The sequence below is a fragment of the Candidatus Pedobacter colombiensis genome (assembly GCA_029202485.1).
GTDB lineage: Bacteria > Bacteroidota > Bacteroidia > Sphingobacteriales > Sphingobacteriaceae > Pedobacter > Pedobacter colombiensis.
This window is the reverse complement of sequence record CP119313.1, coordinates 4,272,670-4,285,293: the sequence shown is the minus strand read 5'-3', so window position 1 is coordinate 4,285,293 and position 12,624 is coordinate 4,272,670. Positions and strand designations below refer to the sequence as shown.

The 12,624-nt window shown below is 35.3% G+C and carries 13 protein-coding genes and 1 tRNA gene; 11 read left to right on the top strand and 3 right to left on the bottom strand.

The annotated features are described in order from the left end of the window. The first annotated feature begins 21 nt into the window (after positions 1–21). Positions 22–471 (top strand): DUF1648 domain-containing protein, encoded by a 450-nt coding sequence (locus tag P0Y49_17965; protein WEK18676.1) that lies wholly within the window; start codon positions 22–24, stop codon positions 469–471. A gap of 699 nt (positions 472–1,170) precedes the next feature. Here the strand turns inward: P0Y49_17965 and P0Y49_17960 are convergent. Then, positions 1,171–1,296 carry a hypothetical protein gene (locus P0Y49_17960; GenBank protein ID WEK18675.1) on the bottom strand — a complete coding sequence of 42 codons (126 nt, stop codon included), beginning with the start codon at positions 1,294–1,296 and terminating at the stop codon, positions 1,171–1,173. A 459-nt stretch (positions 1,297–1,755) separates the two neighbouring features. Between P0Y49_17960 and P0Y49_17955 the strand changes: the two genes are divergently transcribed. The 6 genes from P0Y49_17955 (at position 1,756) to P0Y49_17930 (ending at position 6,948) form a co-directional block, all read left to right on the top strand. Beyond that, on the top strand, positions 1,756–2,751 hold the full coding sequence (locus tag P0Y49_17955) for a hypothetical protein (protein WEK18674.1): 996 nt from the start codon (positions 1,756–1,758) through the stop codon (positions 2,749–2,751). A 1-nt stretch (position 2,752) separates the two neighbouring features. Continuing rightward, positions 2,753–3,625, top strand: coding sequence for an S-4TM family putative pore-forming effector (locus P0Y49_17950; protein ID WEK18673.1), 873 nt, complete (start codon positions 2,753–2,755; stop codon positions 3,623–3,625). 162 nt (positions 3,626–3,787) lie between these two features. After that, positions 3,788–4,483, top strand: coding sequence for a hypothetical protein (locus P0Y49_17945; GenBank protein WEK18672.1), 696 nt, complete (start codon positions 3,788–3,790; stop codon positions 4,481–4,483). Positions 4,484–5,512: 1,029 nt separating this feature from the next. Further along, positions 5,513–5,752, top strand: coding sequence for a hypothetical protein (locus P0Y49_17940; protein WEK18671.1), 240 nt, complete (start codon positions 5,513–5,515; stop codon positions 5,750–5,752). A 33-nt stretch (positions 5,753–5,785) separates the two neighbouring features. Next, the gene (locus P0Y49_17935; GenBank protein WEK18670.1) at positions 5,786–6,070 is read left to right on the top strand and encodes a helix-turn-helix transcriptional regulator; all 285 of its coding nucleotides are present in this window, start codon (positions 5,786–5,788) and stop codon (positions 6,068–6,070) included. 5 nt (positions 6,071–6,075) lie between these two features. After that, positions 6,076–6,948, top strand: a complete 873-nt coding sequence (locus P0Y49_17930) for a reverse transcriptase family protein (protein ID WEK18669.1) — start codon at positions 6,076–6,078, stop codon at positions 6,946–6,948. Between the two features lie 125 nt (positions 6,949–7,073). On the opposite strand, the gene P0Y49_17925 is transcribed toward P0Y49_17930, so the two are convergent. After that, positions 7,074–7,355 carry a hypothetical protein gene (locus tag P0Y49_17925; GenBank protein ID WEK18668.1) on the bottom strand — a complete coding sequence of 94 codons (282 nt, stop codon included), beginning with the start codon at positions 7,353–7,355 and terminating at the stop codon, positions 7,074–7,076. A gap of 453 nt (positions 7,356–7,808) precedes the next feature. On the opposite strand from P0Y49_17925, the gene P0Y49_17920 reads away from it, so the two are divergent. The 3 genes from P0Y49_17920 to P0Y49_17910 all read left to right on the top strand — a co-directional run bounded on the left by P0Y49_17920 (position 7,809) and on the right by P0Y49_17910 (position 11,875). Further along, complete coding sequence (locus tag P0Y49_17920) at positions 7,809–9,848, top strand: ATP-binding protein (protein ID WEK18667.1); 2,040 nt, start codon at positions 7,809–7,811, stop codon at positions 9,846–9,848. A 357-nt stretch (positions 9,849–10,205) separates the two neighbouring features. Next, on the top strand, positions 10,206–11,681 hold the full coding sequence (locus P0Y49_17915) for a recombinase family protein (GenBank protein ID WEK18666.1): 1,476 nt from the start codon (positions 10,206–10,208) through the stop codon (positions 11,679–11,681). Then, positions 11,672–11,875, top strand: coding sequence for a hypothetical protein (locus tag P0Y49_17910; protein ID WEK18665.1), 204 nt, complete (start codon positions 11,672–11,674; stop codon positions 11,873–11,875). Before P0Y49_17915 ends, P0Y49_17910 begins: the two co-directional genes overlap by 10 nt. A 158-nt stretch (positions 11,876–12,033) precedes the next feature. Here the strand turns inward: P0Y49_17910 and P0Y49_17905 are convergent. Next, a tRNA-Met gene (locus P0Y49_17905) sits at positions 12,034–12,107 on the bottom strand. Positions 12,108–12,231: 124 nt separating this feature from the next. Here P0Y49_17905 and P0Y49_17900 point away from each other — a divergent pair. After that, complete coding sequence (locus P0Y49_17900; GenBank protein ID WEK18664.1) at positions 12,232–12,612, top strand: START-like domain-containing protein; 381 nt, start codon at positions 12,232–12,234, stop codon at positions 12,610–12,612. Positions 12,613–12,624: the final 12 nt, after the last annotated feature.

Sequence of the window (12,624 nt, the reverse complement as noted above, 5' to 3'; positions counted from 1 at the left end):
CTATTACATTAAAATTATTCCATGAAAAAGTCTTTAAACCTCATATTTCTCATTAGTCCCTCTATAATCCTTTGTTATGTAGTGATTTATGTTTATTATTACCAACAATTACCTGAAGTAATTGTTGGTCATCGTGATCTCACAGGGAAAATAGATGGTTACACAGAAAAATCTTTTATTTGGATACCTATACTTTTTAATATCGTTATCGTTTCTGCTATTAGATATCTTATAGGTAAACCTATGATGTTGAACTATCCTGTAGAGATTAATGATAATAATCGAGATTCAGCATACGGGAAAATGCAAATATTTCTTTCTATTAGCGCTATAATAGTATCGGCTTCGTTTTCTCTTATTATATTCGATGCAATAGGCTTACTAAATTCTACTAATGCGTTATATTTTGTATTATATTTTTTTGTTAGTGTCGTCGGACTTCCGTTATTTATAGCGCAGACTAAGTTGTAATGATACCTCTATCTCTCAGGTCATTTAAACTAATATTAAAAGGTATGTCATGTTCAAATCTTTTATTAGTTATTCGTAGATCTATAATTCAAGTAATCTATATCCCTTTATATTAAAAGGAAAATTAGATAAGTTTTATGGTTCTTGTTAAGAAATTATGTATAGATTTTAAAAATATCTTCTAATGTTTTCTTACCTTGTTGACAATCAGACATAAATTTCTCAAAGAATGGAAGTCATCTGCCTGCAAGACAGCGCCCTTTACGCGCTTGTCGAAGAAGTTGTCGCGCGTTTAAAGAACGAGCATAAAGAAACCAAAGAAGATAAATGAGTCTCCGATGTCGAAGCAATGGAATGCTTAAACATTAAATCGAAATCCACCCTGCAAAGCTATCGCGACGAGGGTAAAATCCGTTTCAGCCAGCCGAGTAAAAAGGTCATTCTATGCTTAAAGTTTTCTTCCCCCAACAATTCCGCTTGATCCTGGCATATCAAAAAAAGATATTTTTTAATATGAAAAGGGTTATTCTAAATTCCTTTTAACAAAGGAAGCCCATCTTTCGATGAGCTTTTACCTAGTAGAGTCGAGCTGCAATATGTCGAACTTTTATGACCATTGTGAGGCTATTGTGAATTTTGAGAAAGTGGTAAATAATAAGCTTGAAGGTCAATATCGAAGAAAGGAATAAGCTCTCCAGTTTATACTCCTTTACCTACGCTTACTGCTTTTTGATAACTTTTGATCAATGTCAGATGAGGAGGCATGACCTTCCATTTCTTTGAAATGATGGTGGGTTCGGGACTGATGTTGGCAATCCTGGTCATATCTTTATGAAAGGTTTTATGAAATACGTATAAGAAAATAATCATGAGTAAAACTAAAACTTACTTAATGAAAAGAAACCTACTTGTCATTCTCCTAACTTTATCACTTTAGCCGGATCCGCACAACATTTAATCAAGGAAAAGTAATCGACGAGGACAATCAGCCCGTAATTTCTGCCCCACAATCACGGTCTATTTTTACAACTTATACTTCTTTTTCATTATTGGCTGTAATAATAAATTTGATTGTTAGTTGATATGACAATAAGTGATGCTTTCAAAATTTTCATGGACAAATTGGCACGAATTTCTTTAAAAATAAGAAGGAAAAGAGGAAATATAGCGTTGGCACGATTATGCAGTTGCATAATTGATTGATAACCAATTAATATAGTCAAGGTGGTAATTAGGTGTGGATAGTATAGGCTATATATAAAATTAAACCAAATTATTCCAAGTATGGCAAAAAATGTTACTCAAGCTTTTAACGACTTCTTAACTAATACAGTAAGGTTAGATACCGACCGCTCTGATTTAGCTAAAAGCAGCAAAAATTACCTTCAGGGTCAAATATTGAATTTCCCTGATGATGATACATTCCCTAAACTCCACGCAGATGGGGTTATTGATTATGGCTCCTTTTCGAGGAAAACCAAAATTCGGCCCTTAGATGATATTGATATGATGATCATTATGCACGGCCAGAGTGGTACTTATAAAGAATTGTATGGAAGGATCGAAATTTCGGTTCATCCTGACGCTAAAACTTTGGTGAACCTTTGTAATGCGGATACTTATATTCTCAACTCCAGAAAAGTAATTGAAAAATTTAAAACGAGCTTGGGTAATATTTCAAAATATGGAAATGCAGATATCAAGCGAAATATGGAAGCAGCAACGCTTAAGCTGACCTCATATGAGTGGATATTTGATATTGTACCTTGCTTTATTTCTACACCTGATGATACAGGAAAAAATTTTTACTTGATCCCGGATGGAAGTGGTAATTGGAAAAAATCAGATCCCAGATTCGACAAGTTGAGACTTACTACAACAAATGGATCACAATTAGTGTCCGTCATAGACATAATCAGAATTTTCAAGTATTGGACAGGCAGGGCAACAATGCCAACCATCAAGTCTTATTATCTTGAAAATTTAATACTTAATTACTACCGTTCCGGGGCAACAAGCGAAGTGTATGTTGAAAATGAGATACCAAAAGTTCTGGCTTATATTTATCATAATATTCATAACAGCTTAAATGATCCAAAGGGCTATCAAGGTGATATTAACCATCTCACATTTGATGAACGGGAGAAGATTAAGAATAAGGCTGCTTCCGATTATCACATAGCCATTGCAGCCAGGGAACTTGAAAAAGATAATAAAATGGAGGCATCAATCAATAAGTGGCGCGAAATATTTGGTGATTATTTCCCTAAATATATATAATATGGAGACAATTTTTACAAGACAAAATCAAGAAAAAAACATCAATAGGCTGGCGGCTCAAAAACAGCTTTACCTTGAAGCAAAAAAAGCTTTTATATTTATGGTCATTCTTGCTGTACCATTGACGGCTCTGATTGCTTTTATAAAAATTGGACTGGCTATTTTTGGAATAGATATAACGGCTTTTGTTAATATCTATTCTATTAGTATTGTTTTTTCGGAACTCTTATTAGTAAATGTTGTAGTTAACGCCTATAAAGCGGATGCGGCTAAAATTCAGGAGCAATTCGATTGCGATGTTTATAGCTTAGATTGGCATCGGATTGTTGTGGGTAAGAAGCCAAAACAAGAGCTTGTTAATAAGTTCTCGTCGAAATTTAAAAAATCAGGTGGTGATCTAAGTAAACTGTATGACTGGTATCCAACGGAATTAGCATTAAAAGATCATCTTACAGCTGTGTTTTTATGCCAAAAAACCAATCTCAATTACGACACAGCGATAAGAACTCATTTTAAAAAATTGGTCTATAAAATTGGTATCAGTGTTTTTGTAGTTATATTAATTTCAGCGTTGTTTTTCAATTATAGCCTATGGGATTTTATTGTGAAATTGTTTATGAGTTGTTTGCCTGTGTTTACAGTGGGTGCTAAAATTATTATAGATCAAAACAAGGCAATAACAAATGCGCAAACTTTATCTGATGCCATAGAAAACGTTATAGAAAGTGGTGAAATAACTTTGCAGCATATTAGGAGTGTTCAGGACAAAATCTATGCTAGCCGAAAAGATTCGGGATTAATACCTGAAAAACTTTACAATAAAATTAGGCAACGGTTGGAAGATGAGATGCATGATAACGCTGCAAAATATTAAGATACTATGTATGCTTCGAATTGCATAGAGGAATGCTAATAGGCGGATGAAATTTTAAGTCGCTCAAAAATTTCTAGCTGACTATAGTATCTATATTCTAAAAACATAAACATAGAAGGGTAAACCTAGCTTACTAATACAATTAATTATTATTTGATATATATGGTGCATTTTCACGTAGATGGGATTCCGAGTGAATTCCTTAGATTTATTAAAGAAAAAAGTAAATTGAATTTTCACTTCCAAGAAGGTGACAATTTGATCTACGACATCAGTTTTGATACTGAAGATGACATTGATAAGTTATGCAAGTGGCTTTTAGCGGAAGGTAAAAATAAGATTAAAGTCAGCCCAGTGCCTGTTGGCAATTCAGTAAAAGTGGGAAATGTGTATCTGGTGAACAATCCGGATTTTAAAATAGTTAGTTCTGTTTACCTAAAATTAATCCCAAACTATAAAGCCCATTACATAGAAAACTTAAGGCCTGACAGATTTATCAAATTCAAAAATCTAAAAGAGCTTGAAGCAGAATTAAGTGGGGTTAATTCCATAAATGCAAAACTTGATCAAGGATATCTAGTTTTTACCATAGATGAACAAGAAGTTATTGTTAACATTACGCCAGACAAAATTTTGACGGTAAGGATCACAACGGTACTTAATTCCTTACCCCATTATTCTGAATCCTTCACCGTGCAATTGCCGAAGCAATTTACAAATTCATTGGTCATTCAGTTTTTAAAAAACTATTTGAGCAACACTAAGTTTCGCTTTACAGAAATTAAAAAGCATTTAGATTCTTTTTCTGTCGTCATGATCCAAGAGCGTGATGATCTCGAAGAAGAAAACAATGCATAAACTAGGTATTGACCAAGCGCTTAATGCCCGTTAGGGCCGCCCGAGATTTTAGCCGATGCCAGCGGCACGGCAATGGGGGGCAATCTGTTTACCAATGGGGGCGGTTTTTCTCCGCACTTATTGGTAAACTCGATTCATCAGCATTTACAATTCGAACTGATTAATACACTTTTTACTGGAGAAATTCACTATGATGGATGGCATTATCGAACTGATAAACTAAATGAAGTATTTGAATGGATCTATCGGAAAAATAAAGAATTATGGGTGCAAAAAAGAGTCGAGCGGAAATATGTCGAACCTTTACGAGCATTGCGAAGCAATAGTGAATTTTGAGGATTTAGTTAATAGTCGAGTTGAAGGACAATATCGAAAGAAGAAATGATTTTCTCAATAGATAGGCAGAGAGTATGTATCCCTTTTGCTATGCCTTTAGATGTTGAGTACTTGAATATGCCAGAATTCTTTTGGTAGAAAACTTCGATTAGGTAAAGATTTAAGGCATAATAAAATGTCTGTTAAGATATTTATTAAAATAAATTTTGTACTGTCAGGAATATATATTAATATTGTATCATAGTTCTTTGAAAGAGTTTTTTAAAACTAATGTAATTGATTCAAATCGTAAAGTGTAGCAATACACAACCTATTTTAGGTCTTTGGGTGAGCATGACTTTTCACAACACAACCCGACACCGAACGAGTCCACTCGTGAAGTTGTTCTCAGGAGTGTTGTCGTCAGCCTTTAAGCGAAGCAATAAGTGAACTTTATCTGCCTTTTAACTAGTGTTGAAGTCAGTCTTTAAGTGAACCTCTAGCTGAACCTTTATCTGGCTTTTGACTGGTGAAATTGACTGAAACTAAACTGAATTAACTTGTGACAACTGGTATAATCTGTAGTGAAATCATCTCTGTTTTTGATAAGGAAGCAGGATTCTGTAGGAGTGAGTAACGATCAACGTTTGTGAATTTAATTACAGCATAATTGAAAAAAGGAAGGCAATAGTGCCTTTAATTAAATTCAAGATTATGCAAAAACATAGCTTAAAAAACAACGATGAGCTTATACAAGGTATAAGAACCATCCTTTCAAATGACCGTTGTTCGTTCTCAGATGAAGAACAAGTTCTTTTAAATGATTGTATTGACAAACTAGAAGAGTCCAAAACAGAGCCAAATCCTCATGTTCAGAAACTCACGTTTGTTAAAGTATTAGAGATCCTCTTACGGATATTTACTTTTATCGATCATGTTAAGGACTTATTTTAATCTGGCACTCCTACTTTTATCAAAATATGTTTTATGGACATTGGAAGCACAATTAAACGACTAAGAATAAAAAAAGGGTTTAAGCAGAATGAATTTGCTGATAAATGCGATCTTACCCAGGCTTATCTCTCCAAGATAGAGAGTAACCAAAAAGAACCAGCACTATCTGTTTTAAAAACAATAGCAAGTGCATTACAAATTCCACTACCGGTACTATTTTTCCATTCGTTAACCGAAGAGGACGTTGATCCTAAAAAACGGGACTCATTTAAGATCATCTTACCTTCAATACAAGGAATGATTGAAAGCTTTTTTTAGACAATATGCTGGATATAAATAAACTATGCCGAATTTTACTGATATCACAAAAGGAATTAAACCATCTTTTAGAGAATATCGATAAATATTATTACTTGATTAGTAATCCTAAGTTGGATAAGGCGGGCATTCCTCTGATAGGTAAAAACGGTAAACCAAGAACTAGGGATTTATATCCCAGCGTAAAACTTCTCAAAGATGTTCAAAAGCGGATCTACAATAACCTGTTAAAAAAGATCAAGCTACCTGATTATGCCTTTGGTGGAATTGCCAAAAGAGACAATATTTTAAATGCTAAAATGCATCAGGGGAATAAGTTCTTTTTTAATACGGACTTAAGGAATTTCTATCCCGGCATTACCCACAATCAGGTTTTTGATATGTTTATGAAGAGAAAATTTTCTCCTACAATTTCCAGCATACTCACCAAACTGACGACTTACAAAGGCAGCCTCCCACAAGGAACTCCAACATCTCCTTACCTGGCAAATCTTGCCTTTTATAGTGCAGGTAATGAAATTGATATTTTAACAAGGGAACATGGACTTATTTTTACAACTTTCGTAGACGACATCACCATTTCGTCAAAAACAAATTTTCAACATCTGATCAATGAAGTCATGGCTATTATCATTTCTAAAGGATTTAAGATCAGTCACAACAAGACCTTTTATCAAACGAAGCATCCTAAAGTCACAAATATTATTGTTAAGAACAATGGTCTTTATTTAGCAGAGAGTTACAAAAAGAAGATTGATGCGTTTGAGGATAAAGAAACCCCTGAAGCAAAAGGCACGATCAATTATTATAAACGGGTACATAAGATTAGCAAGACCAAATCCGTAAAATTAAAAGAGAAGGTCTTTCAAAAGCTCTAAGCACCATATATCCTAATAGCTTTTGCCAAATTGCAGGGCGTACATTATATCCTATTTGTCGATTACAATTTTATGATCCATTTAGACATCTAAAACAATACTATCAAAATTACAGCCTAGTTGATCTAGTTCGTCTTTATGTTCAGTATGTCATCAGTTTTACCCAATTTCATTTTAAGCTCCGATTGTCGGATCTTGAGTCTTGTAAAATGATATTTAGTTCCACTACAGATTTCTTTCGCACGAATACTGGTCAAGGCCGAAAGGTCACTATCGATATAAGCCTGGTCTTCATATACCTCTGGTCTGAGCTTGTAGTGAGCTTTACTATTTTCTTCATGCATGTAGATAAAGCCGACAGACTCAGCAAGCTTTCTGGATGCGTTATAATTCTCTTTTGTCAGCAAACCGCTATTAACAGTGGTGCATTGAAAATCCCTGTTGTCCTGGAAATGGTGTGTCGGAATATCTAGTACAAAGAAACTCGTTGAAAAAGAAGTTGAGTAAGCCAGTTGGCTTATTCCGCTGTGAAATTTACTTTTGTCATCATCCAGTTTTATTGAGAACTATATTAAAGGGAATATACCAAAAACACTAATTTCAGCATACAAGCAGGCCGATTTGTTTTCCACAATTGACCTTCAAGTATAACAGTGAAACTGCAAGGTATATAAGAATCCAACACTGATAATAAAAAAAAGCGAGTATAGAGACTTGAATGCTAAAGAAATTAGTAGTTTGCCGGCCAAATTGTTTCTGTCATGATAAATTCTGCTAATAAATCTCTAACTTCACCATCAGACGTTAATCTGGCTCCTCGGTTTATTAACTCAATTACACGCTCTAACAAGACAGGCCGTATGAAGAATAAAGTAAATGTAAACAATAATAGCATTGATTCTGCTGGTATAACGAAGGACTATATGGATGCTGTTGCAGAATTAATCTGGAACGGGTTTGATGCCAGTGCATCCATAATAGATATCAAGTTCAATTCAAATGAGATAGACCATATCAATGAATTGAATATCGTTGATAACGGAACTGGAATCAACCTCGCCGAATTGACAGATACTTTTGGTTCTTTTCTGGACTCGGTAAAAAGGGGGTCTTTTCAAAGGTCCTCTTATATTCGTGGCAAAAAAGGAAAAGGCCGTTTTTCATTTATAGCTTTTGCGAATACCGCAGTCTGGTCAACAGTTTTTCTAGATATGGAGTCTGAAAAATGCTTGGCTTACGACGTGACTATCCATGCAAACGATAAGGATCATTATAATGATGATAATAAAAGAATAGCTGAAACCAGTCAAACAGGAACTTGGTTGAAGTTGTCCGATTTACATGGTGTAACGGCTTATTCATTTCAATGCGATGAGTTTATTAATTTTTTGAAATATGAATTTGGCTGGTTTTTATTGCTCAATAGTAAAAATAACTTCATTCTCAGTATTAACGGAGTCCCACTTAAATACGATGATATTCTAGGGGATCATGAAGTTTCAGACCGGATAATTTCTGATGCTAAAATAGTTGATCATAAATTTACGATCACTTATGTACGCTGGAATGAAAAAATTGGGGACAAATTCTATTATTATTTTTTAAACGGGGAAAAGAAAGAAAAGTTCAAACAGCTTACTTCATTTAACAATAATGCAATTAACTTTTTTCATAGCATCTATATTGAGTCTGATTTCTTTGATGACTTTACTTTTTCTGACAGTGAAGAGTCTGAACCACTATTTGGCAATACCCCAAATAATCCCGTTTTCAAAACTTTAGTTAAGGAATTACAACAAATTATCAATTTAAAACAAAAAGAATTTGTACGGATCAATGGAGCTAACGAACTCATATCAAAATACGAGAGAAATGGTGTTTTTCCGAAGTTTAAGAACAATAAATATGAACAGGAAAAACGAAAGGACCTCGTTGAAGTTGTCAGAGAAATCTATTGCATTCAGCCTAAGATATTTAAAGGACTTAACGAAACCCAGGAAAAGACCAGCATCGGGTTCATCAATCTTTTGCTAGATACAGATGAGCGTGAAAATATATTATCCATACTTGAGGGAATAGTCAATATCTCCAGTGAAGAACGAGAAAATCTATCGGTTTTGCTTAAAAAAACAGGATTTGCACACATTACCAGGACTATTAATCTTATTGAGAATAGGTTTAAGACAGTAGAACTTTTAAAGACACTTGTATTTGATCTTAAACATTTCTCTAACGAAAGAGATCATATCCAACATGCAATTGCTGATAACTATTGGCTTTTTGGAGAACAATTCCACTTAGTGACAGCAAATGAAGGGTTTGAGAAATTATTATCAAACTATCTCCACCTAGTTGATGGCTTAACTAAGCCTCCAAAGGTTAAAATTCAGGATGAGGAAAAAAACCGTAGACCTGATTTGTTTATGTGCCGTCAGAGAAGTGTTCCTGATCCAAATAACCATGATGACGATATAGAGGAAAATATTATGGTGGAATTGAAGCGTCCTACAGTTACCATAGGTAAGGAGCAGCTTAGGCAGATCGAAGATTATATGGATTTTATTACACGTCTGGATCAGTTTAATTCACAAACGAGAAAATGGAAGTTCTTCGTGGTGAGCAACAAAGTAGATGAATATATTGAGAAACAATATGATGAATTCAAGGGTAAAGGTAAACGTTATCTGGTAAAATCATGGGGAAACTTGGAAGTTTTTGCTATGACATGGGATGATGTTTTTAGAAACTTCATAGTCAAACACAAATATTTACTAGATAAGCTCGATTTTGATCAAAAGGCACTTCATGAAGAGCTTAATTTAAAAGGAATTAAACTGGATGTATCCGGAGCTCAACTAATTACGAATACTGTAAGAATCCGAGCATTACAGAATAATTAAATGTAAAAGCCGTTGTAAATCCAATTTGGATTTCCTGCTCGTGCAAGCTCCTTAATTTCTTGGTAAGCCTTGCGTAATCTTATACCTGCGGCTTTGTTTCCTTTTTCGTGGAATTCCGTTGAATTTGGCTGGTCCCAGTTTTGATGGTAATTGGAAATTGTATGTCTAAGTAAATATTTAGAAATCCATTTTAGTCACCATGGACTACTTTCAATAACTAAGCGATGTTTAAATATATTGAAACCCAAAATTGGGGGAGGTCCACCTTCGCCGAAATACACACTATATCCAACATAATAGCATTCTGATTTCCTGAAAAAAATGCAGAACTTATATTAAGATTTATATAATGTTCATATGAAATCAGCTTATCTATACGTCCGTGTAAGCACCGACGAACAAAAAAGGAAGGGCTATTCCCTGCCCGAACAGGAGGATCGATTATTCAAGTATTGTGAATCCAACAATATACATGTTAAAGGAGTTTACAGGGAAGACTTTTCGGCAAAGAACTTCAACCGGCCCGAATGGAAACAACTTGTATTGGCCGTCAAAAAAGAACGTACCAAAGAAGAAAAGAATATCTTATTCATCAAGTGGGATAGGTTCAGTCGTAACATACAATATGCCTACGAGATGATCGGTATATTACGGAAGTACAATACCAAGGCAATGGCCATCGATCAGCCTGTCGATCTCGATATTCCGGAGAGTTCGGTAATGCTTGCCGTCTACCTTTCCGTCCCGGAAGCGGAAAATACCAGGCGTGCCCTTAATACTGCAAATGGAATGCGTAGAGCTCGGCAGATGGGGCGACATCCGAACAAGGCCCCAATGGGATTTGTAAACCTTACTGGGATTGACGGGAAAAAGTTTATCGCACCAAAGCAGCCCGAAGCGAGTGTTGTCAGATGGATTTTTCTTCAGCTAGCAAAAAATATCTATAGGATGACGGACGTTAGAAAGATGGCTGTTGATAAAGGCTTCCTCTGCTCGCCTTCAAATTTTTCCAAGCTTATCCGTAACCCTGTTTATTGTGGTCTGATTCCCGTAACATTGAATGCCGAAGAAAAGCAGATGGTAAAGGGCAACCATGAGGCTTTAATTTCTGTGTCGACTTTTTATCAGGTGCAGAGTATCATAAATTCAAAAAGAAGGATTTCAAGTAGAACGGAAGAGCTAAAGGCAATATTTTTTCTGACAGGTTTTTTGATATGTCCCCTTTGTGGTAGAAGGATTTGCGGAAGTTTTTCGAAAGGATCGAAAAACAAGTATCCATATTATCATTGCAGGGGACGATGTAGGACTAGGATGAATGCAGTTCTCCTCAATTATAATTATGAGCGCAAACTACAGCAGCTTGTGCTTTCCGATAATGCTATCCAACTTCTCGATCTTATTCTAGATGATGCTAATCTAATCACGAATAGGACGGAATACCTGAACGAAAGAGCAGAACTTTTGAGACAGCTTGCGAGACAGCAGTCAGCGCTTTCCAAAGCTCGGAAATTGTTCATAGAAGATATATTGAAGTTTGATGATTATAGTGAATTCAAAAAGGAATATCTGCTAAATTCTGCCTGTCTCAAAAAAGAACTGGGTGATAATATTGATAAGCTGAAAAGTATTGATATGCAACGTCAATTACAGCACAGAACCTTGATAGACGTTTTTGGCGGATACGCCACTCTGGATACCGCCGATAAAAAACACCTTGCCAAGCTTCTCCCGCCAACCAAGGTTAACTTCCAAACTGGCGAACTTTCCTTGGAACTGAACGGGGCATTGTCAAAAATATTGATGTTGAACAAAAATGGCCAATTATGGAAATGAACTTTATAGAAAGAACGATTTCAGTTAAACGGGCAATTTCCATTTTGGCCAAGAGCGGCATTGAGGTTGACGAAAAAGAAGCTGATGTTATCTTGGATTTTCTTTATCTGATAGCAAAGAATTACATAAAGAACGAAGAAGTGGGAAACACTCATAACCCGAAGGAGAAGTCAAACTCGCTAAAAACGACGTAGATATGTTCTTAAAGCAATTTTTTAGACTCTTTTGGATAAAAGTCTAGGAGGTTTTTTAGCGATTGTCGAACACAATTTGGCCGGATGATAACAGTTTGGGCCACAGGATTTTATTGGCATAAAAAAAGGAAACAACCTATGTAGGTTGTTTCCTTAAGTAGCGGGGAGCAGAATCGAACTGCCGACCTCAGGGTTATGAATCCTGCGCTCTAACCATCTGAGCTACCCCGCCGGGCTTTTATTCAGTAAAAAACCGTTGTGATTTTCTAAAGAGTTGCAAATATAGAATAATTTACTTTTCTTTAGAAATAAATGTTAAAAATTGTCTAAAAAATTCAGAAAGTAAGTGTTTAACGATGTCAGAAAAGAAAAAATTTACCCTAGAATATGAATTGAGATCGTCTCCACGTATTTTATTTAGCTTTATTAGCGAGCCAAATGGCCTATCTCAATGGTTTGCGGATGATGTAGTTTTCCGTGATCAAACATATACTTTCACGTGGGATGATGAAATACAGAAGGCGAAATTGCTTAGTGTTAAGGAAAACAAGCTTGTTAAATTTAAATGGATTGATGACGACCCACATTGCTATTTTGAAATGGAAATTGTCCAGGATGAATTAACCAATGATGTTGCTCTTGCGATAACAGATTTTGCAACTGATGATACCCTGGCTGAGCGTACATTAATTTGGGATAATCAGATAAACTACCTGCATAGTGTATTAGGTGCTTAATTTTTCGATGGC